Source organism: Streptoverticillium olivoreticuli subsp. olivoreticuli, from assembly GCF_003391135.1.
Lineage (GTDB): Bacteria > Actinomycetota > Actinomycetes > Streptomycetales > Streptomycetaceae > Streptomyces > Streptomyces blastmyceticus.
Genome location: NZ_CP031455.1, coordinates 3,729,461 through 3,750,548, shown reverse-complemented (window position 1 = coordinate 3,750,548; position 21,088 = coordinate 3,729,461). Strand labels below are relative to the sequence as shown.

Sequence of the window (21,088 nt, the reverse complement as noted above, 5' to 3'; positions counted from 1 at the left end):
TTGAGGACGCGCCCGCAGGGCGCTCCGCCGCAGGCGGTAACGAACCCGAGGCCGGGGGTCTGGGGCACGAGCCCCAGTTTCGGGAAGGGGCGGGGCTGGGGAACAAGCGCCCGCCGGGCCGCACCCGAGCACGGGTCCGGGGCGGAGCCCCGGTCTCGGCGGAGCCGAGCATTAGATTGGGGGCACCTCCCAGCGGTAGCTGGGGGAGGGAAGGGGCGGGGCTGGGGAACAAAGCCCCTCAGGACGCGGAGCGGCGGCGGCGCAAGCCCACGGCGACGAGTACCGCCACCACGCCCACCAGAAGCGCGTCCGCGCCCAGCCCCAAGCGGATACCCCCCAGCGTCGCCGACGCGAAGCCCGAGCCGCCGTCCCGCAGCGAAGCGATCCGCGCCGATGAGAGCGCGCTGAGCAGCGGGATCCCGATCGTGATGCCCACCTGCTGCGAGCTGGTCACCAGACCCGTCGCCAGCCCCTGCTCCCCGTCCGGCAGGCCCGACGTCGCGGTGACGCCGTAGGCCACGATCGCCCACAGATGGCCGACGCAGGCGAGCGAAGCCCCGGCCAGCGCCAGCCACGCGCTGCCCGAGCCGAGCCCCACGCCGAGCAGTGTCGCGGTGAAGACGGCCTGGACGACCAGGCCCGCCACCAGCGTGTTGCGGGCGCCGAAGCGGGCGATGACCTTCGGCGCGGTCACCCCGGCGGCGGCCGCGAAGACGCCCTGCACGCCGAAGACCAGGCCCGTGCGGAAGGCCGAGAGGTCGAGGACCTCCTGGAGGTAGAGGGTGAGCAGGAAGACGACCGTGCTCATCATCGAGAAGGTGGTCAGCCCGGCCAGGTTCCCCCAGGCGACGGTCCGCCGCCGCAGCATCGGCAGCGACACCAGCGGCTCCGCGGCCCGCGACTCCACGGCCACGAAGGCGACGAGCAGGCCGATCCCGCCGATCAGGGTGACGAGGACGTCCACGCCGCCGAACCCGTGCTGCGCCGCCGTCGACAGGGCGTAGATCAGCGCCAGCAGACCGCCGGTCACCGTCACCGCGCCCGGTATGTCGACGCGCGGCCGCTGCGGATGCCGTGACTCGGTCAGCAGGCCGGGGGCGATGGCCAGGATGCCGACGCCGGCCACGGCCAGCAGGCCCATCGTGGAGCGCCAGCCCAGTGAGTCCGTCAGCACCCCGCCGAGCACCATGCCGATGGTGAAGCCGAGGGACATCACGGTGCCGCTGATGCCGAGCGCCCGCTCGCGCTGCGGCCCCTCGGCGAAGGTCGTGGTCAGCAGCGCCATGCCGGTCGGCACGATGACGGCGGCGCCCAGCCCCTGGAGCGCGCGCCCGGTGAGGAAGGCCGCCGGGTTCCAGGCGAGCGTGGCGAGCACGGAGGCCAGGGTGAAGAGGGCGAGCCCGGTGAGGAACAGCCTGCGCCGTCCGTAGAGGTCGGCGATCCGGCCGAAGAGCAGCAGGAAGCCGCCCGACGGCAGCGCGAACGCGGTGACCGCCCACTGGAGGTCGGCCTGCCCCATGCCCAGGTCGTCGCCGAGGACGGGCAGCGCCACGTTCAGGATGGAGAAGTCGAGCGCGATGATGAACTGCGCCGCGCACAGCACCAGCAGGATCAGCTTCGCGCGGGTGGTCATGCGCTCCGCCGCCGGTGGCGCGGAGGTGGTCAGGGACGGGGAACTGTCGATCGCCATGGGCATCACCATCCGCCGTGCGGAATACCCGTGGGGAGACACTGCTTATGGTGGTGGCCGTACCACCAGGCGAGGGGGAGCCGTTGACAGCCGGTCCGAGCGAAGCACACACCGCGCCCGGCGGCGCGCAGGCCGCCGGGTCGCGCCGCCGCCAGGAACTGCGCGAGTTCCTGATGAGCCGTCGGGCCCGGGTGAGCCCGGCCGACGTCGGCCTCCCGGACGGCGGCGCCCGGCGCCGCACCCCGGGGCTGCGCCGCGAGGAGGTGGCCGTACTCGCCGGGGTCGGCGCGTCCTGGTACCAGTGGCTGGAGCAGGGGCGTGACATCACCGTCTCGCCGCAGGTGCTCGACGCCGTCGCGCGCGTGCTGAAGCTGGCAGGACCGGAGCGCCGCCACCTCTACGCCCTGGCCGGGCTGAACCCGCCGCCGCCGGAGTCGGAGTACGGCGCGGAGTATCTGTGCGCGGGCCTGCACCGGCTGATCGACGGCTGGATGCCCTACCCGGCGCACATCATGGACCCGTACTGGAACATCGTCTCCTACAACGAGTCGGCCGCTCTGGTCATGGGCTTCCGCCCGGAGACCGTGCAGAACGGGCTGGTCACGTTCTTCACCGACCCCGTCTACCGCTCGCGCGCCGCGAACTGGGAGGACAACGCCCATCACGTCGTCGCCCAGTTCCGCGCCGCCTGGTCGGGGCGGCCCGACGACGAGGGCTTCCAGGCCGTCGTCGCGGAACTCGCCGAGGAGAGCGAGGAGTTCGTGGCGCTGTGGGCGCGCGGCGACGTCTGCGAGGGCGGCCAGCTGGTCAAGGAGATGGAGCACCCGCTGGTCGGCGCGCTGTACTTCGAGAGCACCCAGCTGCGCGTACCGGCCCGCCCGGACCTGACGATCGTGATGCACAACCCGGTGCCGGAGTCGGGCACGGCGGCGAAGGTCGAGTGGCTCACCTCGCCGGAGGGCCGCCGCGGGATGTACTCGGTCGCCGGCTGAGCCGGTCCTCCTGCGGTCCGGGGCTTGATCCCCACGAGGCGCTGCATATGCTCGCGCGTATGACGGAGACGCTGGACCCCGAAGACCGCAAGATCATCACGCTGGCCCGCTCCGCGCGCGCCCGCAACGCCGTCCCCGAGGGCGCCGCCGTGCGCGACGAGACCGGCCGGACCTATGTCGCCGGGACCGTCGCGCTCGACTCGCTGAAGCTCAGCGCCCTGCGGACCGCCGTCGCGATGGCCGTCGCCAGCGGCGCGAAGTCGCTGGAGGCCGCGGCGGTGGTCTCCGAGGCGGCCGCCGTCCCCGAGGCGGACCGCGCGGCCGTACGGGACCTGGGCGGCCCGGACACGCCCGTCCTGCTGGCGGGCCCGGACGGCACCCCGCACACGAGGCTTCTCGCGGGCTGAGGCGGGACGGCTGCGCCGGGCGGGTGTCCGGCGGCCGAGCCCGTCGTGGTCACCGCTGGTCGGCGGTCGCCGGGGGATCGGGGAGAATATCGAGTATGGATAGAGCCTCCTCCCCGTCCCAGGCCCCTCACCGCGCGGGCTTCGCGTGCTTCGTCGGCCGCCCCAACGCGGGCAAGTCGACCCTGACCAACGCACTGGTGGGGACGAAGGTCGCGATCACCTCCAACCGGCCGCAGACCACCCGCCACACCGTCCGCGGCATCGTGCACCGCCCCGACGCCCAGCTCGTGCTGGTGGACACGCCCGGCCTGCACAAGCCGCGCACGCTGCTCGGCGAACGCCTCAACGACGTCGTGCGCACCACGTGGGCCGAGGTCGACGTGATCGGCTTCTGCCTGCCCGCCGACCAGAAGCTCGGCCCCGGCGACCGCTATATCGCCACCGAGCTGGCCGGGATCAAGAAGACCCCCAAGGTCGCCATCGTCACCAAGACGGACCTGGTGGACTCCAAGGCCCTCGCGGAGCAGCTGATCGCCATCCATCAGCTGGGCGAGGAGCTCGGCATCGAGTGGGCGGAGATCATCCCGGTCTCGGCCGTCGGCGACAAGCAGGTGTCGCTGCTCGCCGACCTGCTCGTGCCGATGCTGCCGGAGAGCCCGCCGCTCTACCCCGAGGGCGATCTCACCGACGAGCCCGAGCAGATCATGGTCGCCGAGCTGATCCGTGAGGCCGCGCTGGAGGGCGTGCGGGACGAGCTGCCGCACTCCATCGCCGTCGTGGTCGAGGAGATGCTGCCGCGGGAGGACCGCCCGGCGAACAAGCCGCTGCTGGACATCCACGCGAACGTCTACATCGAGCGCCCCAGCCAGAAGGGGATCATCATCGGCCCCAAGGGCTCCCGGCTGAAGGAGGTCGGCATGAAGTCCCGCAAGCACATCGAGGCGCTCCTCGGTACCCCGGTCTACCTCGATCTGCATGTGAAGGTCGCCAAGGACTGGCAGCGCGACCCGAAGCAGCTGCGCAAGCTGGGGTTCTAGCCGGGCCACGGCCGACGGCCGGAGGACAGGAACGGTCCCGAAGCAGCTGCGCAAGCTCGGGTTCTTAGGCTACGCACCCTCCTTCAGGACCAGTTGGATCAGCTCGCGCTGGTCGTGCGTGAGGTGGGGGTCCGCCAGGTGGATCGAGCGGCCGTCCACCTTGATCTCGTAGTGGAAGCCGTCCGGCACGCCCTGTGCCGGAGCGCAGTGGCCCGGGGTCAGCGCCCGGTGGGCCAGGGCCTCGATGTGCGTCGCGTCGGGCCGGCTGGACGTATCCAGCTCGGCCCGCCGCTCGATGCCGGTAAAACCGCCGGTTCGGGTGATGGCAATCCGCATGCCGCCATCCTTACCCCGTACGCCCGTCCCTACGAGGTGGGGACCCCCACCTGCGACCACGCCTTGAGAACGGCCTGAATCGCATCCCCCTCGCCGTACAGGCTCCGCGCCGTCGCCGCCGTCAGCCGCGCGAACTCCGCGAAATCGGCGTCGGAGGCCAGCTCGCCGCCGGTGAGGGTGGCGTACCAGATCTTCCCGGCCCGCTCCCAGGCGTGCCCGCCGAGCGCGCAGGCCACGAGGTAGAAGGCGTGGTTGGGGATGCCCGAATTGGTGTGGACGCCGCCGTTGTCGCGCGAGGTCCGCACGTAGTCGTCCATGGTGGCGGGCTGCGGGTCCTTGCCCAGGTGCGGGTCGTCGTAGGCGGTGCCCGGCGCCTTCATGGAGCGCAGCGCCACGCCGTGGATGTGCGGGCCCAGCAGCCCCTGGCCGATCAGCCAGTCGGCCTGGTCGGCGGTCTGGCCGAGCGCGTACTGCTTGATCAGCGAGCCGAAGACGTCCGACAGGGACTCGTTGAGCGCGCCCGACTGGCCGTAGTACTCCAGATTGGCCGTGTGCTGGGTGACGCCGTGGGTGAGCTCGTGGCCGATGACATCCACCGAGACGGTGAAGTCGACGAAGAGCTGTCCGTCGCCGTCCCCGAACACCATCTGCGAGCCGTCCCAGAAGGCGTTGTCGTAATTCGTGCCGTAATGGACGGTGGCATCCAGAGGCAGTCCGGCGTCGTCGACGGAGTGCCGTCCATACGCCTTCAGATAGAAGTCGAATGTGGCCCCCAGTGCCGAATTCGCACGGTTCACGGTCGCGTCCTTGGCCGGCCCGTCGCCCTCGGAGTGCACTTTCGTGCCGGGCGTCGTCTCCTGGTGGCCGGCGTCGTAGATCGTCCGCTGGGGTGTGTCGGCGGGGGTGCCCGCCGGTGCCGTGACGCCGCGGAGGGCGGTGACGCGGCGGCGGGTGCGGTGGAGGGAGTCGTGTTCGAGGGTGCGCTGGGCGTTGCCGGAGAGCTCCGGGTCCTCCGACTGGGCGAGGCGGTCGAGAATGTGGGGAGGCACGATCGTGCAGAACACCGGTTTCATGGCGGCAATGTGGCACCGAGCCTCCGGCTTGTCACTGCTTTGCGTCACGATTAATGAAATCGAGTGGTTGGCTATCATTTGAGGGACAGCAATTCCGCATTCCCTCTCCCGCCCCTTCTGCCCCCGGAAAACCGTGGGAACCGCGAGTGATCGCGTCCCGCATGCTGATACGGGGGATCCATGGCGCGTCCGGCTCGGTTATCGTGCTGAGCATCATGCGTTTCGGGCTGCTTCTCCTTAGCTGCCGCGGCGAGGGTCTGCAGTAGGCCGACTCCCTCCCCGCGGAGTTCGGTGTTGCGGTCACTCGCCGGTGACCAGCCCCGTCGGCCGCCCAGCGGACACACGAGGAGCCCCACGCAGATGCCCGAGATCTCTGTACGTCCCCCCACGCCCGTCACCGCGGCGACCGTGACCCAGCGCCCCTCGGGGATGCCGGTGCACAAATACGGGTCGTACGAAGCCGTCGACATCCCCGACCGCACCTGGCCCGACCGGCGCGTCACCGCCGCCCCCCGCTGGCTCTCCACCGACCTGCGCGACGGCAACCAGGCACTGATCGACCCGATGTCCCCGGCCCGCAAGCGGGAGATGTTCGACCTGCTGGTCCGCATGGGCTACAAGGAGATCGAGGTCGGCTTCCCCTCCTCCGGCGCCACCGACTTCGACTTCGTGCGGTCGATCATCGAGGAGGGCGCGATCCCCGAGGACGTGACGATCTCCGTCCTCACCCAGGCGCGCGAGGAGCTGATCGAGCGGACCGTGGAGTCGCTGCGCGGCGCCCACCGCGCGACCGTCCACCTCTACAACGCCACCGCGCCCGTCTTCCGCCGGGTGGTCTTCCGCGGCTCGCGCGAGCAGGTCAAGCAGATCGCGGTCGACGGCACCCGGCTGGTCATGGAGTACGCCGACAAGATCCTCGGCCCCGAGACGGCCTTCGGCTACCAGTACAGCCCGGAGATCTTCACCGACACCGAGCTGGACTTCGCCCTGGAGGTCTGCGAGGGCGTCATGGACGTCTGGCAGCCCGAGGCCGGGCGGGAGATCATCCTCAATCTGCCCGCCACGGTGGAGCGGTCCACCCCGAGCACCCACGCCGACCGCTTCGAATGGATGTCGCGGCACCTGTCCCGGCGCGAGCACATCTGTCTGTCCGTGCACCCCCACAACGACCGGGGCACGGCCGTCGCCGCCGCCGAGCTGGCGGTCATGGCGGGCGCGGACCGGATCGAGGGCTGCCTCTTCGGCCAGGGCGAGCGCACCGGCAACGTCGACCTGGTCACCCTGGGCATGAACCTCTTCTCCCAGGGCGTCGACCCGCAGATCGACTTCTCGCAGATCGACGAGGTCCGCCGGACCGCGGAGTACTGCAACCAGATGGAGGTCCATCCGCGCCACCCCTACGCGGGCGACCTGGTCTACACCTCCTTCTCCGGCTCCCACCAGGACGCCATCAAGAAGGGCTTCGAGGCGATGGAGGCCACCGCTGCCGCCGCCGGGAAGACCGTGGACGACATCGAGTGGGCCGTCCCCTACCTGCCCATCGACCCCAAGGACGTCGGACGCTCGTACGAGGCGGTCATCCGCGTCAACTCGCAGTCCGGCAAGGGCGGTATCGCGTACGTCCTGAAGAACGAGCACAAGCTGGACCTGCCGCGCCGGATGCAGATCGAGTTCTCCCGCATCATCCAGGCGAAGACGGACGCCGAGGGCGGCGAGGTCACCCCGCAGGAGATCTGGTCGGTCTTCCAGGACGAGTACCTGCCCACCGACGACAACCCCTGGGGCCGGATCGCGCTGCGCTCCCACCAGACCTCGACCGCCGGCGAGGGCACCGACGCGCTCACCGTCGAGGCGGTCGTGGACGGCGTGGACACGGTGCTGACCGGCACCGGCAACGGCCCGATCTCCGCCTTCTTCGACGCGCTCGCCGCGGTCGGGGTCGACGCGCGCCTGCTCGACTACTCCGAGCACACCATGAGCGAGGGCGCGAGCGCCCGCGCCGCCTCGTACATCGAGTGCGTGATCGACGGCAAGGTGCTGTGGGGCGTCGGCACCGACCCCAACACCACCCGCGCCTCGATCAAGGCCGTGGTCTCCGCGGTCAACCGCGCCTACCGCGGCTGAGCTCCCGCGGCGGTCAAGGGGACGCCACCGAAACCACCGTATCCGGTGGCTCGGTGGCGTGTTCGCCCCACTGCCGCCCGAAGTCTGCGCACGGGGTACTGACGCCACATCATCGATGTGGCTAACATCACGTCAACGCGGCGACGAGGCCGTGGCGTTATGGAGGTGCGCCGTGATGCACGCGCGAGGCCGATCCGGACCGGACCGGTGTGTGGTGGGCGTACGCACCGTGTGGCACACCGTCGGCGACGGCGAGTTCTACTGCCCCGGCTGCGGCGGCGACCGCAACTACCGCCGCCGTACGGGCCGCCGGCGGCTCGTCGCCTTCGGCGTGCCGCTGCTGCCGCGCGGACCGGTCGGGCCGATCGTCGAGTGCACCGCCTGCCGCGCCCGTTACAGCACGGACATCCTGGACCACCCCACCACCACCCGTTTCTCCGCGATGCTCCGCGACGCCGTGCACACGGTCGCCCTCGCCGTCCTCGCCGCGGGCGGCACCGAGGCGCGTACGGTCCGCAGGGCCGCGGTCGGCGCGGTGCGCGCCGCGGGCTTCGTCGACTGCAGCGAGGAACAGCTGATCACCCTGATCGAGGCGCTCGCCGCGGACACGGGCCGCCTCCCCGGGACGTACGCGAGCGGCGGCGGCCTCGGCGACGGAGGCTGCGGCCGCGACGGCTTCGACCCCTGCGGCACGGCGCTGGCCATCGAGCTCCACGAGGCGCTGGAGCCGCTGGCCCCGCACCTCGCCCCGGCCGGCCGGGAGTCGATCCTCCTCCAGGGCGCGCGCATCGCCCTCGCGGACGGGCCCTACCGGCCCGCGGAGCGCGAGGTCCTCACGACGGTGGGCCGGGCGCTGCTGTTGTGTCCGGAGGACACCGACCGCCTGCTGGCGGCGGCCCGCACGCCGTCGTGACGGCCCTCAGGCCCCGGACGGGCTCGGCCTTCCGGTCCGCCGCCGCCGGCCCGTGGGCCGGCGCCGCTGCTGCCGGATCAGCCACAGCCCGCCGAGGGCCACGGGGAACGCGGCGACGGCGCTGAGCAGCAGGGCCGTCGACACCGTGTCCGTGGCCAGGGGCGCGAAGAAGGCGATGAGCGCGAGGCAGATCCCCGACGCGACCGCGACGCTGATCTGCCAGAGGGAGAACGCGGGGGCGTCGGAGGCCCGGCGGAACAGGGCCTGGGCGAACCAGAGCAGCATCCCGCTCAGCGGCAGGAGCGCCAGCCCGATGCCCAGCGGGAGGCGGTAGGCCTCCTTGGGGCGGTCGGCCGCGTCCTGCCGCATGTTCCGGAAGTCGACGTAGCGGACCTTGCCCCGCCACGACGTCATCGCCACCCGGTCACCGGGCGAGACGGCCCCGAAGACCGAGGACGACCGGCTCATGTCCACGCGGTGCGAGCTCCCGCCACGCTCGGCCAGTGTGAGCCAGTGGTGCCGCGTCCTGCCCTCGGAGACGGTCTCCGTCTTCTCCACGGTGGCCGGCACGGTCTTCCGGCACTCCGTGGAGGGCTCGTCCGGCAGACAGGCGGCCGCCGTCGCGAAGGCCCAGGCGTCGGCCCGCTTACCGGGCACCGTGACGCCCAGCAGGAAGGCGGCGACGACGGCCAGCCCTAGCCCGAGCAATCCGGCGGAGAGCGTCGAGAGGGGGTTCCGGAGGGACGGGAAGATCAACATGCCGACATTCTCCAACGACCTGAACCACTTCGAGCCCGTCCGTCACTTGAGGACGCACCCGAGGGGAAAGCGCACCCCCGGCTGTACGGGACAATGGCTCCATGAGTCTGTTCCGCGACGACGGCATCGTCCTCAGGACCCAGCTGCCGTCTCCCGGGGGACAACCCCCGGACCCCCGGCCGGACACCCGAGGGGGCGGGCGATGAGTCTCTTCCGCGACGACGGCATCGTCCTCAGGACGCAGAAGCTCGGTGAGGCGGACCGGATCATCACCCTGCTCACCCGGGGGCACGGGCGCGTGCGGGCCGTGGCCAGGGGCGTGCGGCGGACGAAGTCGAAGTTCGGGGCGCGGCTGGAGCCCTTCTCGCACGTGGACGTGCAGTTCTTCGCGCGCGGCGGCGAGCTCGTCGGCCGTGGACTGCCGCTGTGCACCCAGAGCGAGACCATCGCTCCGTACGGTGGCGGCATCGTCACCGACTACGCCCGCTACACCGCGGGCACCGCCATGCTGGAGACCGCCGAGCGGTTCACCGACCACGAGGGCGAGCCCGCTGTGCAGCAGTACCTGCTGCTCGTCGGCGGCCTGCGGACGCTCGCCGCGGGCGAGCACGCCCCGCACCTCATCCTCGACGCGTTCCTGCTGCGCTCCCTCGCCGTCAACGGCTACGCGCCCAGCTTCGACGCCTGCGCCAAGTGCGGTATGCCCGGACCGAACCGATTCTTCTCGGTGGCCGCGGGCGGCGTCGTATGCGGTGAATGCCGGGTGCCCGGAAGCGTCGTACCCTCCTCGGAGTCGATCGGGCTCCTCGGCGCGCTGCTGACCGGGGACTGGGCGACGGCGGACGCGTGCGAGGCGCGGCACGTCCGGGAGGGCAGCGGTCTGGTGGCGGCGTATCTGCACTGGCATCTGGAGCGGGGGCTCCGCTCCCTCCGTTACGTAGAGAAGTAACGCAGAGAAGTAACCCTGGCATCGAGGAGAAGTGGCACGCATGGCACGACGCGGGATTCTGGGCCGTTCCCGACGCGAGTACCTCACCCCTGAACCGCACCCGTCCGGGGCGCGGCCGCCGAAGATCCCCGGTGAGCTGGTCCCCAACCACGTGGCCATCGTCATGGACGGCAACGGCCGCTGGGCGAAGGAGCGCGGGCTGCCGCGCACCGAGGGGCACAAGGTCGGCGAGGGCGTCGTCATGGACGTCCTCAAGGGCTGCCTGGAGATGGGCGTCAAGAACCTCTCCCTGTACGCCTTCTCGACCGAGAACTGGAAGCGCTCGCCCGAAGAGGTCCGCTTCCTGATGAACTTCAACCGCGACGTCATCCGCCGCCGCCGTGACGAGATGGACGAGCTGGGCATCCGGGTCCGCTGGACCGGGCGGATGCCGAAGCTGTGGAAGTCGGTGGTCGAGGAGCTCCAGGTCGCCCAGGAGCAGACCAAGGACAACGACGCCATGACGATGTACTTCTGCGTCAACTACGGCGGCCGCGCGGAGATCGCCGACGCGGCGGCGGCCATCGGGCGGGACATCGCCGCGGGCCGGCTCGACCCGTCGAAGGTCACGGAGAAGACCTTCGCGAAGTACCTCTACTACCCGGACATGCCGGACGTCGACCTCTTCGTACGCCCGTCCGGCGAGCAGCGCACGTCCAACTACCTGATCTGGCAGAGCGCTTACGCCGAGATGGTCTTCCAGGACGTGCTCTGGCCGGACTTCGACCGCCGCGACCTGTGGCGCGCGTGCCTGGAATTCGCCCAGCGGGACCGCCGCTTCGGCGGCGCGATCCCCAACGAGGACCAGCTCGTCAAGGGGACCCCCACCGGAGACGTGCCGCGCGGATAGGCCCGCATATGACTGTGCCCCGGACGTCGGACGACGTCCGGGGCACAGTCATATGGCCGTCAGGCGCGCTCGGTGGTCGCCGCCGCGGCGCAGTCCCCGCAGGTGCCGAAGATCTCCACCGTGTGGGCGACGTCCACGAAGCCGTGCTCGGCGGCGATGGAGTCCGCCCACTTCTCCACGGCGGGGCCCTCGACCTCGACCGCCTTGCCGCAGACCCGGCACACCAGGTGGTGGTGGTGCCCGCTGGAGCAGCGGCGGTAGACCGACTCGCCCTCGCTGGTGCGCAGCACGTCGACCTCGCCGGCGTCGGCGAGGGACTGCAGCGTGCGGTAGACGGTGGTCAGACCCACCGACGCGCCGCGATGTCTGAGCATGTCGTGGAGTTCTTGAGCGCTACGGAACTCGTCCACCTCGTCGAGCGCGGCCGAGACCGCTGCCCGCTGCTTGGTGGACCGGCCGCGTACCGGGGGACCCGCGGTCGCCACAGTTGCCTCCAAAAGCTCGCCTGAACACCCATCCGCACGTGTCGCACGGCCAATTGTGCCAGCCCGCGGCACCGGGTGTGTAAGCCCCGAGACGCGTCCCGGACCTGTACGCGGTCCAGGGCGGTGCCGCGGGGCCCGCCCGTGTCAGACCCGTACGTCGTCGGCGGGGCGGCGGGCGTCGGGCACCGTGAGCGTGCAGCCGTCCTCGGCCGCCGCCGCGGCCTGCCGGGCGCGCTTCCTCGCCAGGGGGGTCGCGAGGACGGTCAGGGTGACGAAGACACCGATGGCGAGCAGCACGATGGAGGCGCCCGACGGCACGTCCACGTAGTACGACAGGGTGGTGCCGGAGACGGTCACCAGCACGCCGATGGCGATGGCCAGCGCGAAGGTCATCGCGAAGCTGCGCGCGATCTGCTGCGAGGCGGCCACGGGGATCACCATCAGGGCGCTGACGAGCAGCAGCCCGACGACGCGCATGGCGACGGTGACGGTCACCGCGGCGGTGACCGCGATCAGGAGGTTGAGCAGCCGCACCGGGAGGCCCGTGACGCGGGCGAACTCCTCGTCCTGGCAGATGGCGAAAAGCTGTCGGCGCAGGCCCAGGGTGGCCAGGATCACAAACGCCGCCAGGACGCAGATCGCGACGATGTCCTGCTGCGAGACGGTGGTGATCGAGCCGAAGAGGTACGTCGTGAGGTTGGCGTTGGAGCCGCTGGAGGACAGGCTCATCAGCATCACGCCGCCGGCCATGCCGCCGTAGAAGAGCATGGCGAGCGCGATGTCGCCGCGCGCCTTGCCGTAGGAGCGGATCAGCTCCATCACCACGGCGCCCACCACGCAGACGGCGGTGGCCATCCACACCGGGCTGGTGTTGAGCAGGAAGCCGAGGCCGACGCCGGTGAGGGCCACGTGGCCGATGCCGTCGCCCATCAGCGCCTGACGGCGCTGGACGAGGAAGGTGCCGATCGCGGGCGCGGTGATGCCGACCACGAGGGCGGCGAGCAGGGCCCGCTGCATGAAGGCGAAGTCGAGGATGTCCATCAGCTCAGGAGCCCTGTCCGTATCGGTTCCGCTGCCGGGCCGGCGTGCGGGTGTACATGGTCGTGGCCGGGCAGCGCGTGCTGGCCCACGGCCTCCGGCGGCGGGCCGTCGTGGACGACACAGCCGTCGCGGAGCACGACCGCGCGGTCGATGAGCGGCTCCAGCGGGCCGAGCTCGTGCAGGACGAGGAGGACCGTCGCGCCGCGCTCGACCTGGGCGCGCAGGGCGGTCGCGAGGACCTCCTGGCTGGCCAGGTCGACGCCCGCCATCGGCTCGTCCATGATCAGCAGCTCGGGCTCCACGGCCAGTGCGCGGGCGATCAGCACGCGCTGGTGCTGGCCGCCGGAGAGCGCGTCCACGGAGTCCTTGATGCGGTCGGCCATGCCGACGAGCTCCAGGGCGCGCACGACGGCCTCCCGGTCCGCCTTGCGCATGATGCCGAGCTTGGTGCGGGCCAGGCGGCCCGCGGAGACGACCTCGCCGACGGTGGCGGGCACCCCGCCCGCGGCGGTGGTGCGCTGCGGTACGTAGCCGAGCCGGGCCCAGTCGCGGAAGCGGCGCCGCGGGGTGCCGAAGAGCTCCAGCTCGCCGCCGGTGAGCGGCACCTGGCCGACGATCGCGCGGACGGCCGTGGACTTGCCGGAGCCGTTGGCGCCGAGCAGCGCCACGACCTCGCCGCGCCGTACGGTCAGGTCGATGCCGCGCAGCACCGGGCGCGAGCCCAGGGTGGCCGTCGCCCCGCGCAGGGATATGACGGGCTGACCGTCCATGCTGCCTGCCTCCATCACTTGGTGCCGAGTGCCTTCTGGAGGGCGGCGAGGTTGGACTCCATCACGCCGAAGTAGTCGTCGCCCTTGGACTTGTCGGTGATCCCTTCGAGCGGATCGAGGACGTCCGTCTTCACGCCGAGGTCCTTGGCCAGGGTCCTGGCCGTGGCCGGGTTGGCGATCGTCTCGAAGAAGACCGTGCTGACGTGGTGGTCCGTGGCCAGCTGGTGCAGGTCCTTCATCCGGGCGGCGCTGGGCTCGGACTCCGGGTCCACGCCGCTGATGGCCTCCTCGGTGAGGCCGTAGCGCTCGGCGAGGTAGCCGAAGGCGGCGTGGGTGGTGATGAAGGTGTCGGAGGCGCGGTTCTTCAGCCCGTCCGTGAACTTCTGGTTCAGCCCGTCCAGCTTCTTGACCAGCGCGTCCGTGTTCTTCTGGAAGTCGGACGCGTGGTCGGGGTCGGCCTCGGCGAGGGTCTTGTTGACCCCCTTGGCGACCTCGGCGTACTTCACCGGGTCCAGCCAGATGTGGGGGTCCTTGCCGGCCTCGCCCTCCGAGTGGGAGTGGTTGTCGCCGGTGGAGTGGTGGTGGCCGTCGACCTCGGTGCCGTGTTCTTCCAGGGCGGTGAGGGAGGCCGCGTCGGCGACGTGCTTGTTGCCGGACTGCTTGATCGCCGCGTCCACGGCGGGCTGGAGGCCCTTGAGGTAGACGATCGCGCCCGCGTCGGAGAGGGAGCCGGTCTCCTTGGGCTTGAGCTCCAGGTCGTGCGGCTCGACGCCGGGCTTCGTCAGGTTGGTCACGCTGACGTGGTCGCCGCCGATCTCCTTGGCCAGGAACTCCATGGGGTAGAACGACGCGATCACCTTGAGCCTGCCGTCCGCCGCCTTGCCCGCCGCGTCGGAGGAGGAGCACGCGGAGAGCGTGAGCAGCCCCAGGGCTGCGGCCGTGGCGACGGCGGCGGTGGTTATTCGGGGGGAGCGGAGGCGGCTTACGTTCATGACAGTCATTTTCAACAAAAATGGAAACGATTGTCAACAACATGTTCGCAAAGGGGGCGCAACCGGGTCCCCCGGCCGATCGGGTCAAGCCAAGGCCAGAGCCGATTTGATTAGGGGGGTGGCGCCGCCGGTAACCTGAAGCATTCGCTGTTCGTCGTCGCAATGAAGAGAGCACCGTGGCCGCCGACAAGATCGACACCATCGTCAGCCTGAGCAAGCGCCGTGGCTTTGTCTATCCGTGCAGTGAGATCTACGGCGGACAGCGTGCCGCCTGGGACTACGGACCCCTCGGTGTGGAGCTCAAGGAGAACATCAAGCGTCAGTGGTGGCGCTCCATGGTCACCTCGCGCGACGACGTGGTCGGTCTCGACTCGTCGGTGATCCTCGCCCGTGAGGTCTGGGAGGCGTCCGGCCACGTCGCCACCTTCTCCGACCCGCTGACCGAGTGCACCTCCTGCCACAAGCGCTACCGCGCGGACCACCTGGAGGAGGCGTACGAGGCCAAGCACGGCAAGCTGCCCGCGAACGGCCTCGCCGACATCAACTGCCCGAACTGCGGCAACAAGGGCCAGTTCACCGAGCCCAAGCAGTTCTCCGGCCTGCTCGCCACCCACCTCGGCCCGACCCAGGACACCGGCTCGGTGACCTACCTGCGGCCCGAGACCGCCCAGGGCATCTTCACCAACTTCGCCCAGGTGCAGACGACCTCGCGCAAGAAGCCCCCGTTCGGCATCGCCCAGACCGGCAAGTCCTTCCGCAACGAGATCACGCCGGGCAACTTCATCTTCCGCACCCGCGAGTTCGAGCAGATGGAGATGGAGTTCTTCGTCAAGCCGGGCGAGGACGAGCAGTGGCACGAGTACTGGATGCAGCAGCGCTGGGACTGGTACACCGGCCTCGGCATGCGCACGGAGAACATGCGGTGGTACGAGCACGCCGCCGAGAAGCTCTCCCACTACTCCAAGCGCACCGTCGACATCGAGTACCGCTTCAACTTCGGCGGCTCCGAGTTCTCCGAGCTGGAGGGTGTGGCCAACCGCACCGACTTCGACCTCAAGGCGCACTCCGCGGGCTCCGGCCAGGACCTGTCGTACTTCGACCAGGAGGCCGGTGAGCGCTACTTCCCGTACGTCATCGAGCCGGCGGCCGGCCTCAACCGCGCCATGCTCGCCTTCATGCTCGACGCGTACAACGAGGACGAGGCCCCGAACGCCAAGGGCGTCATGGAGAAGCGCGTCGTGATGCGCCTCGACCCGCGCCTCGCGCCGGTCAAGGTCGCGGTCCTGCCGCTCTCCCGCAACCCGCAGCTCTCCCCGAAGGCCAAGGGCCTCGCGGCGGACCTGCGCAAGCACTGGAACATCGAGTTCGACGACGCGGGCGCGATCGGCCGCCGCTACCGCCGCCAGGACGAGATCGGCACGCCGTTCTGCGTCACCGTCGACTTCGACACGCTCGACGACAACGCCGTGACCGTGCGCGAGCGCGACACGATGAAGCAGGAGCGCGTCTCCCTCGACCAGATCGAGAGCTACCTGGGCTCGCGTCTGCTGGGCTGCTGACGCCTCTCGCCGTACGAAGGCCCCGGTTCCCGCTTCGGCGGGGGCCGGGGCCTTCGGCTTTCCGGCCGGTTCCGGAAAAGCCGGCGCCGCCCTTCCGGATGTGACATGAACACGGCATTATGCGCCTGCGGCCGCCTGTCGGCCTCCGCATCGGCAGCGGTCCCGTTCCGTCCCCACACGGAAAGGCCCACCTCATGTCCCGAAAACGCCTGGCAGGGCTGGCGGTCGGAGTGACGGCCATGGCCGCGGCGGCCATGCTCCCGCAGGCCACGACGGCCCTCGCCGGTGCCTCGCAGAGCCGTGACACAGCGGTCCTCTACGAGGTCCCCACGCACCACAAGCAGGACGCGCAGACCCTGATCGGCGCCGGGTACGACCTCCTGGAGCGCCGTCAGGGCGACCACCTCTTCGTCCTCGGCGACCCGGCGACCGGCGACGGGCTGCGCCGCCTCGGCTTCTCCTCCACCGTCGTCCGCACGATGCCGAGACCGGTCCCCAGGAAGTCGGTGACGGACGACGCGGGCGACACCTACGACGGCGGCTATCACACCGTCGGCGCCCAGTACGCGCACCTGGACCAGCTCGCCGCCCAGCACCCGGACCTGGCCACGGTCGTCACCTACGGCAAGTCCTGGCTGAAGCAGACCGGTTCGGGCGGCCACGACCTCAAGGCCGTCTGCGTCACCAAGATGAAGCCGGGCGACTGCTCGCTCAACCCGAACCCGGCCAAGCCCCGCTTCTTCCTGATGAGCCAGATCCACGCGCGCGAGCTCACCACCGGTGAGATGTCCTGGCGCTGGACCGACGAGCTGACGGGGCAGTACGGCAAGGACCCGGACGTCACCAAGCTCATGGACACCACCGAGATGTGGGTCGTGCCGATGGCCAACCCCGACGGCGTCGACATCGTCGCGAGCGGCGGCGACAACCCCGTATGGCAGCGCAAGAACGCCGACGACTCCCATGGCGCGTCCTGCAGTTGGACCGGTCAGATCGGCGTCGACCTCAACCGCAACGCGGGCTCCCACTGGGGCGGCCTCGGCACCTCCGCCCAGCCCTGCAGCGAGGTCTACCTCGGCCCCGCCGCCGACTCCGAGCCGGAGAACTCCGCGCTGGAGGGCCTCTTCCGGCAGCTCTACCCGGCCGTCCGCACCGGCACCGGCGACAGCGACCCCGCGCCCGCCGACGCCCGCGGCATGATGATCAGCCTCCACAGCGACGCCAGCATGGTGCTCTTCCCCTGGGAGTCCGACCACCGCGTGCACAGCGGCAACGACGCCGCGCTGCGCGCCCTGGCCGGCCGCATGGGCTCGATCACCGGCTACCAGTCCGGGCAGGCGGGCGAGATCCTCTACGACGCCTCCGGCGGCACCGACGACTGGACGTACGACAAGCTCGGGCTGGCCAGCTTCACCATCGAGATCGGGGACAGCGACGGGCGCGGCTGCGACGGGTTCACCCCCTCGTACTCCTGCCAGGACGGCTACTTCTGGCCGAAGATCAAGCCCGCCCTGATGTACGCGGCGCAGCACGCGGCGGCGCCGTACCGGTCGGCCGACTGAGACTTTCCGGGTCCGGGTCCCGCGGCGGTGGGGCCCGGGCTTCGGGTGGGATCAGACCTGCCAGTCGGCGGTGATGAGCTTGCAGTCGAAGGGTGCGGGGATGTTGATCGTGCCGCCGAACTCGATCTGTGCATGGGCGGTGTAGCCGTGGTCCGACGGGGATGAGTACACAGTGACGGCCCTCTTCAGCATGTCGATCAGGACATAGACAGGTACGCCGGCCTTGCCGTGGACGTCGACCTTGTCGGCACGGTCGAAGCGGGCAGTCGAGGTGGAGGTGAGCTCGCCGACGAGGGAGAGCGCTTCCCCGGGCAGATGGATGGTGTCGATATTGGTCAGAACCTCGTCCGAGACGTGAATGTCAGGGCCGTAGCTGCTGCTGAACTGCGGGAATGTGAAGAGGCAGGGAGCCTCGCTGATCGCGTGTCCTTCGGGGACATGAGGGCTGAGCTGGCGCACGAAGCTCCTCATGACGCGCAGGTATGAGCCCTTGGACCAAGGTGACACGACGATCGATCCCCCGATGATTTCCGTGCGATAGCCGTCCGACATGGTGGCATCGACCTTCTCCAACTCCCGGCACAATTCCTCAAAGGCTGGGGAGTCCGAAGGCTCGCTCGGCATCCGCGGTGTCTCGACCATGGTTGCCATGATGCTCCTCTCTGCTCGCGTAGGCAGTCGACACTCAACGTGGCTACGGCCACTGGCAGCCGCGGCCGGTTCTGCACACAGCCGTCCGATAGTGGTACTGGCTCCACCCCCAAGTCGGACACCAGTGCCATAGTCCGTCCCTGACCTGCGGCCTTACCGTTCAGAGCATGCGAAACCCCCTCGTGCTCCGGACCCTCCTCAAGCCGTTCGACGGCGCGGGCCGGGCCGCCGCCTTCCTGACCGCCGGCGCCCTCGTGCAGGTCGCCGCCCTGCTCGTCCTCGCCGTGCCGTGGCTGAACGGCGGGCCGACCCGGGCGCTGAGCGTGGTGGTCGCCGTGCTCGTCCCGCTCGCCCTGCTGGCCCTCGCCTCGCCCGTGCTGACCGTGGTCCAGGGCGCGCGCTTCCGAGGGCGGCTCGGCGTGGACATCCCCCGGCCCGTCGAGGTGGGAGGCGCGACGCGGGCCGAGCGCGCCAAGCGGTGGCTGCGCTCGCCCACCGCCTGGCGCCAGGTGCAGTACCACCTGTTCGTCGGCCCGTTGATCGCCCTCGCCGGCACGCTGACCCTGCTGGCGTGGGCGGCGGCCGCCGTCGCCGCCACGGTCTACATCTGGATCTGGGCCCTGCCGGTTGAGGTGCGCGTCGAGGACATCGGCTACACCACACACGCGGCGTATGTGACGGTCGCCGGGATCGCCGGGCTGTACGGCGCGGCCTGGCTCTCCCGCGCCCTCGCCCGGCTCGACACCCGCGCCGCCCTCACCCGCCTCGGCCCCAGCCGCGAGGAACTCCTGCGGCTCCGCGTCGCCGAGGTCACCGAGAGCCGCGCGGGCGTCGTCGACGCCGCGGACGCCGAACGCCGCCGCATCGAGCGCGACCTGCACGACGGCGCCCAGCAGCGCCTCGTCTCCCTGGCCGTCAACCTCGGCCTCGCCAAGGCCACGATGAAGGACCTCCCCGAGGACGCCCGCAAGGTCATCGACGAGGCACACCGCGAGGCCAAGGAGGCCATCACCGAGCTGTCCAACCTCGTACGCGGCCTGCACCCGGCCGTCCTCGAGGACCGCGGCCTGGACGCCGCCCTCTCCGGCATCGCCGAGCGCGCGCCCCTGCCCGTACGGCTGAAGGTCGACCTCGCCTCCCGGCCCGCCCCGACCGTCGAGGCCGTCGCCTACTTCGTGGTCTCCGAAGCGCTCGCCAACGTCGTCAAGCACGCGCAGGCGTCCCGGGCCGATGTCACGGTCGAGCGGTTCGGGGGGATACTGCTCGTGGTCGTCTCCGACGACGGCGTGGGCGGAGCCGACCCTTCCGGTGGCACCGGGCTGGCGGGGCTCGCCAAGCGCGTCGCGTCGGTCGACGGCACGTTCTCGATCAGCAGCCCCACGGGGGGCCCGACCGTTGTGACTGTGGAGCTGCCGTGCGCGCCGTGATCGCCGAGGATTCCGTCCTGCTCAGGATCGGCCTGGTGCGGGTCCTTGAGACGGCCGGATTCGACGTGGTCGCGGAAGTCGGCGACGCGGAAGCGGTGTTGACGGCCGTCGAGGAACACCGCCCCGGCCTCGTCGTCCTCGACGTCCGCATGCCGCCCGGCTTCACGGACGAGGGCGTACGCGCCGCCCTCGTCATCCGCAAGCAGTGGCCCGACACGGCGGTGCTGCTGCTCTCCCAGTACGTGGAGGAGCGGTACGCCGCCGACCTGCTCTCCGGCGACACCCGAGGCGTCGGCTACCTCCTGAAGGAACGCGTCGCCGACGTAGAGGAGTTCATCGACGCCCTGCGCCGCGTCGCCTCCGGCGGCACGGCGCTCGACCCCCAAGTGGTCTCCCAGCTCCTGCTGCGCCGCCACAGCGACCCCCTCGACCGCCTGACCCCACGCGAACGCGAAGTCCTGGAACTCATGGCCGGCGGCCGCTCCAACGCGGGCATCGCGGCGGCGCTCTTCGTGAGCGAGTCCGCTGTCGCGAAACACATCAATTCGATCCTGTCGAAACTGGACCTCCCGAAGGCGGACGCGGACCACCGGCGGGTGCTGGCTGTTCTGAGGTTCTTGGGGGTGGGGTAGGGGGACGGTCGCCTCAGCCCTTTCCGTCTGTCACGTGCTTCAGCAGCAGGTCCGTGTCCACGAGGTCCGGGAGGACCGCACCGGCCCCGGCGCCGAGCAGGGCCGCCTCGTTGCTGCGGCCCGTCGCCACGGCGATCACCCGGACGCCGTTGACCACTCCGGCCCGGACCCCCGCCGGGGTGTCGTCGAGAAGGACCGCGTCCGCGGCGGTGATGCCCGATCGTTCCAGGGCGAGGCGTACGAGTGCCGGACGGTCGTCCGCGTCCTCCCCGTAACCGCCGCACTCCCATCGGATGTGCCGGTCGAGGCCGAAGGCCCGGAGTTTCACCTCTGCCACGGCTCGTACGTTGCCGCTGACCACGGTCTGCTCCGTGCCCGGCAGCGAAGCCACCGCATCGAGGGCCGCCGCAGCACCCGGCAGGGCGTGCCCGCGCTCCCGGAGCTCCGCCACTCGCAGCACGTGTGCCTCCGCCAGGGCGTGGGCGAACCGTTCGAAGTCCCGGCGGTCCGTGCGCAGGCCGTGAAGCTTCGCCGTCTCGCGGAAGATGACGGCCTCGGTGATGCCGTCGATCGCGGCCTGCCGCTCCATGGGCCGCCCCGTGACCCGCTCGAACGCCATCGCGGAGAGCTCGCGGCCCACGCCGCGCGTGTCGATCAGCGTGTGGTCGATGTCCCACAACACGATTCGGCTGGGCCCCATATGGCTCCTCCCGCAGGATTCCGGCACTCATGGCCGGACCTACCCCGCGCGCCGGTCTCGATTTACGCTGACGTCCCGGACCCATCGGCTGAGGCAGGCA

General features: G+C 70.8%; 21 protein-coding genes. 11 read left to right on the top strand and 10 right to left on the bottom strand.

Annotation, left to right across the window (positions count from 1 at the left end; all coding sequences use genetic code 11):
* Positions 1-238 precede the first annotated feature (238 nt).
* Positions 239-1,690 carry an MFS transporter gene (locus DXZ73_RS16300; RefSeq protein WP_116211723.1) on the bottom strand — a complete coding sequence of 484 codons (1,452 nt, stop codon included), beginning with the start codon at positions 1,688-1,690 and terminating at the stop codon, positions 239-241.
* A gap of 173 nt (positions 1,691-1,863) precedes the next feature.
* Here DXZ73_RS16300 and DXZ73_RS16295 point away from each other — a divergent pair, with 173 nt between their 5' ends.
* The 3 genes from DXZ73_RS16295 to era all read left to right on the top strand — a co-directional run bounded on the left by DXZ73_RS16295 (position 1,864) and on the right by era (position 4,126).
* A complete protein-coding gene (locus DXZ73_RS16295) occupies positions 1,864-2,682 on the top strand; it encodes a helix-turn-helix transcriptional regulator (RefSeq protein WP_240351742.1) in 819 nt (272 codons plus the stop codon).
* 59 nt (positions 2,683-2,741) lie between these two features.
* Entirely contained in the window at positions 2,742-3,089 is a 348-nt protein-coding gene (locus DXZ73_RS16290) for a cytidine deaminase (protein ID WP_116215655.1), read from the top strand.
* A 95-nt stretch (positions 3,090-3,184) separates the two neighbouring features.
* Positions 3,185-4,126, top strand: coding sequence for a GTPase Era (era, locus tag DXZ73_RS16285; protein WP_116211721.1), 942 nt, complete (start codon positions 3,185-3,187; stop codon positions 4,124-4,126).
* A 69-nt stretch (positions 4,127-4,195) separates the two neighbouring features.
* Here era and DXZ73_RS16280 read toward each other — a convergent pair whose 3' ends face one another.
* The gene (locus tag DXZ73_RS16280) at positions 4,196-4,462 is read right to left on the bottom strand and encodes a protealysin inhibitor emfourin (protein ID WP_116211720.1); all 267 of its coding nucleotides are present in this window, start codon (positions 4,460-4,462) and stop codon (positions 4,196-4,198) included.
* A gap of 29 nt (positions 4,463-4,491) precedes the next feature.
* Positions 4,492-5,535, bottom strand: coding sequence for a M4 family metallopeptidase (locus tag DXZ73_RS16275; RefSeq protein WP_116211719.1), 1,044 nt, complete (start codon positions 5,533-5,535; stop codon positions 4,492-4,494).
* A gap of 360 nt (positions 5,536-5,895) precedes the next feature.
* Here DXZ73_RS16275 and leuA point away from each other — a divergent pair, with 360 nt between their 5' ends.
* Both leuA and DXZ73_RS16265 read left to right on the top strand, forming a co-directional pair.
* Positions 5,896-7,659 carry a 2-isopropylmalate synthase gene (gene leuA, locus DXZ73_RS16270; protein WP_116211718.1) on the top strand — a complete coding sequence of 588 codons (1,764 nt, stop codon included), beginning with the start codon at positions 5,896-5,898 and terminating at the stop codon, positions 7,657-7,659.
* A gap of 175 nt (positions 7,660-7,834) precedes the next feature.
* Positions 7,835-8,572 carry a TerB family tellurite resistance protein gene (locus DXZ73_RS16265; protein ID WP_116211717.1) on the top strand — a complete coding sequence of 246 codons (738 nt, stop codon included), beginning with the start codon at positions 7,835-7,837 and terminating at the stop codon, positions 8,570-8,572.
* Positions 8,573-8,578: 6 nt separating this feature from the next.
* On the opposite strand, the gene DXZ73_RS16260 is transcribed toward DXZ73_RS16265, so the two are convergent.
* The gene (locus DXZ73_RS16260) at positions 8,579-9,331 is read right to left on the bottom strand and encodes a hypothetical protein (RefSeq protein ID WP_116211716.1); all 753 of its coding nucleotides are present in this window, start codon (positions 9,329-9,331) and stop codon (positions 8,579-8,581) included.
* A 202-nt stretch (positions 9,332-9,533) separates the two neighbouring features.
* Here DXZ73_RS16260 and recO point away from each other — a divergent pair, with 202 nt between their 5' ends.
* Positions 9,534-10,280 (top strand): DNA repair protein RecO, encoded by a 747-nt coding sequence (gene recO / locus DXZ73_RS16255; RefSeq protein WP_116211715.1) that lies wholly within the window; start codon positions 9,534-9,536, stop codon positions 10,278-10,280.
* A 40-nt stretch (positions 10,281-10,320) separates the two neighbouring features.
* On the top strand, positions 10,321-11,169 hold the full coding sequence (locus tag DXZ73_RS16250; RefSeq protein WP_116211714.1) for an isoprenyl transferase: 849 nt from the start codon (positions 10,321-10,323) through the stop codon (positions 11,167-11,169).
* A gap of 59 nt (positions 11,170-11,228) precedes the next feature.
* On the opposite strand, the gene DXZ73_RS16245 is transcribed toward DXZ73_RS16250, so the two are convergent.
* From DXZ73_RS16245 to DXZ73_RS16230, 4 genes are all read right to left on the bottom strand, one after another.
* Entirely contained in the window at positions 11,229-11,654 is a 426-nt protein-coding gene (locus DXZ73_RS16245; protein ID WP_116211713.1) for a Fur family transcriptional regulator, read from the bottom strand.
* A gap of 144 nt (positions 11,655-11,798) precedes the next feature.
* On the bottom strand, positions 11,799-12,695 hold the full coding sequence (locus DXZ73_RS16240; protein WP_116211712.1) for a metal ABC transporter permease: 897 nt from the start codon (positions 12,693-12,695) through the stop codon (positions 11,799-11,801).
* Positions 12,695-13,465 carry a metal ABC transporter ATP-binding protein gene (locus DXZ73_RS16235; protein WP_116211711.1) on the bottom strand — a complete coding sequence of 257 codons (771 nt, stop codon included), beginning with the start codon at positions 13,463-13,465 and terminating at the stop codon, positions 12,695-12,697. The genes DXZ73_RS16240 and DXZ73_RS16235 overlap by 1 nt, the downstream gene beginning before the upstream one ends.
* A gap of 14 nt (positions 13,466-13,479) precedes the next feature.
* Complete coding sequence (locus DXZ73_RS16230; RefSeq protein ID WP_116211710.1) at positions 13,480-14,457, bottom strand: metal ABC transporter substrate-binding protein; 978 nt, start codon at positions 14,455-14,457, stop codon at positions 13,480-13,482.
* Between the two features lie 176 nt (positions 14,458-14,633).
* Here DXZ73_RS16230 and DXZ73_RS16225 point away from each other — a divergent pair, with 176 nt between their 5' ends.
* Both DXZ73_RS16225 and DXZ73_RS16220 read left to right on the top strand, forming a co-directional pair.
* Positions 14,634-16,016, top strand: a complete 1,383-nt coding sequence (locus tag DXZ73_RS16225; protein WP_116211709.1) for a glycine--tRNA ligase — start codon at positions 14,634-14,636, stop codon at positions 16,014-16,016.
* Positions 16,017-16,210: 194 nt separating this feature from the next.
* On the top strand, positions 16,211-17,578 hold the full coding sequence (locus DXZ73_RS16220; RefSeq protein ID WP_116215654.1) for a M14 family zinc carboxypeptidase: 1,368 nt from the start codon (positions 16,211-16,213) through the stop codon (positions 17,576-17,578).
* 51 nt (positions 17,579-17,629) lie between these two features.
* Here DXZ73_RS16220 and DXZ73_RS16215 read toward each other — a convergent pair whose 3' ends face one another.
* Entirely contained in the window at positions 17,630-18,229 is a 600-nt protein-coding gene (locus tag DXZ73_RS16215) for a Uma2 family endonuclease (protein ID WP_116211708.1), read from the bottom strand.
* A gap of 167 nt (positions 18,230-18,396) precedes the next feature.
* On the opposite strand from DXZ73_RS16215, the gene DXZ73_RS16210 reads away from it, so the two are divergent.
* Together DXZ73_RS16210 and DXZ73_RS16205 are read left to right on the top strand one after the other, a co-directional pair.
* Entirely contained in the window at positions 18,397-19,656 is a 1,260-nt protein-coding gene (locus DXZ73_RS16210) for a sensor histidine kinase (RefSeq protein ID WP_116211707.1), read from the top strand.
* Positions 19,644-20,288 carry a response regulator transcription factor gene (locus DXZ73_RS16205; protein WP_116211706.1) on the top strand — a complete coding sequence of 215 codons (645 nt, stop codon included), beginning with the start codon at positions 19,644-19,646 and terminating at the stop codon, positions 20,286-20,288. The genes DXZ73_RS16210 and DXZ73_RS16205 overlap by 13 nt, the downstream gene beginning before the upstream one ends.
* 13 nt (positions 20,289-20,301) lie before the next feature.
* Here the strand turns inward: DXZ73_RS16205 and DXZ73_RS16200 are convergent, their stop codons facing one another.
* A complete protein-coding gene (locus DXZ73_RS16200) occupies positions 20,302-20,988 on the bottom strand; it encodes an HAD family hydrolase (protein WP_116211705.1) in 687 nt (228 codons plus the stop codon).
* Positions 20,989-21,088 lie beyond the last annotated feature (100 nt).

Excerpts from the sequence above, each read along its gene's own strand:
- DXZ73_RS16300 (WP_116211723.1), bottom strand. The coding sequence starts at position 1,690 with ATGGCGATCGACAGTTCCCCGTCCCTGACCACCTCCGCGCCACCGGCG.
- DXZ73_RS16295 (WP_240351742.1), top strand. The coding sequence starts at position 1,864 with ATGAGCCGTCGGGCCCGGGTGAGCCCGGCCGACGTCGGCCTCCCGGAC.
- DXZ73_RS16290 (WP_116215655.1), top strand. The coding sequence starts at position 2,742 with ATGACGGAGACGCTGGACCCCGAAGACCGCAAGATCATCACGCTGGCC.
- era (WP_116211721.1), top strand. The coding sequence starts at position 3,185 with ATGGATAGAGCCTCCTCCCCGTCCCAGGCCCCTCACCGCGCGGGCTTC.
- DXZ73_RS16280 (WP_116211720.1), bottom strand. The coding sequence starts at position 4,462 with ATGCGGATTGCCATCACCCGAACCGGCGGTTTTACCGGCATCGAGCGG.
- DXZ73_RS16275 (WP_116211719.1), bottom strand. The coding sequence starts at position 5,535 with ATGAAACCGGTGTTCTGCACGATCGTGCCTCCCCACATTCTCGACCGC.
- leuA (WP_116211718.1), top strand. The coding sequence starts at position 5,896 with ATGCCCGAGATCTCTGTACGTCCCCCCACGCCCGTCACCGCGGCGACC.
- DXZ73_RS16265 (WP_116211717.1), top strand. The coding sequence starts at position 7,835 with ATGCACGCGCGAGGCCGATCCGGACCGGACCGGTGTGTGGTGGGCGTA.
- DXZ73_RS16260 (WP_116211716.1), bottom strand. The coding sequence starts at position 9,331 with ATGTTGATCTTCCCGTCCCTCCGGAACCCCCTCTCGACGCTCTCCGCC.
- recO (WP_116211715.1), top strand. The coding sequence starts at position 9,534 with ATGAGTCTCTTCCGCGACGACGGCATCGTCCTCAGGACGCAGAAGCTC.
- DXZ73_RS16250 (WP_116211714.1), top strand. The coding sequence starts at position 10,321 with ATGGCACGACGCGGGATTCTGGGCCGTTCCCGACGCGAGTACCTCACC.
- DXZ73_RS16240 (WP_116211712.1), bottom strand. The coding sequence starts at position 12,695 with ATGGACATCCTCGACTTCGCCTTCATGCAGCGGGCCCTGCTCGCCGCC.
- DXZ73_RS16235 (WP_116211711.1), bottom strand. The coding sequence starts at position 13,465 with ATGGACGGTCAGCCCGTCATATCCCTGCGCGGGGCGACGGCCACCCTG.
- DXZ73_RS16230 (WP_116211710.1), bottom strand. The coding sequence starts at position 14,457 with ATGAACGTAAGCCGCCTCCGCTCCCCCCGAATAACCACCGCCGCCGTC.
- DXZ73_RS16220 (WP_116215654.1), top strand. The coding sequence starts at position 16,211 with ATGTCCCGAAAACGCCTGGCAGGGCTGGCGGTCGGAGTGACGGCCATG.
- DXZ73_RS16215 (WP_116211708.1), bottom strand. The coding sequence starts at position 18,229 with ATGGCAACCATGGTCGAGACACCGCGGATGCCGAGCGAGCCTTCGGAC.
- DXZ73_RS16210 (WP_116211707.1), top strand. The coding sequence starts at position 18,397 with ATGCGAAACCCCCTCGTGCTCCGGACCCTCCTCAAGCCGTTCGACGGC.
- DXZ73_RS16200 (WP_116211705.1), bottom strand. The coding sequence starts at position 20,988 with ATGGGGCCCAGCCGAATCGTGTTGTGGGACATCGACCACACGCTGATC.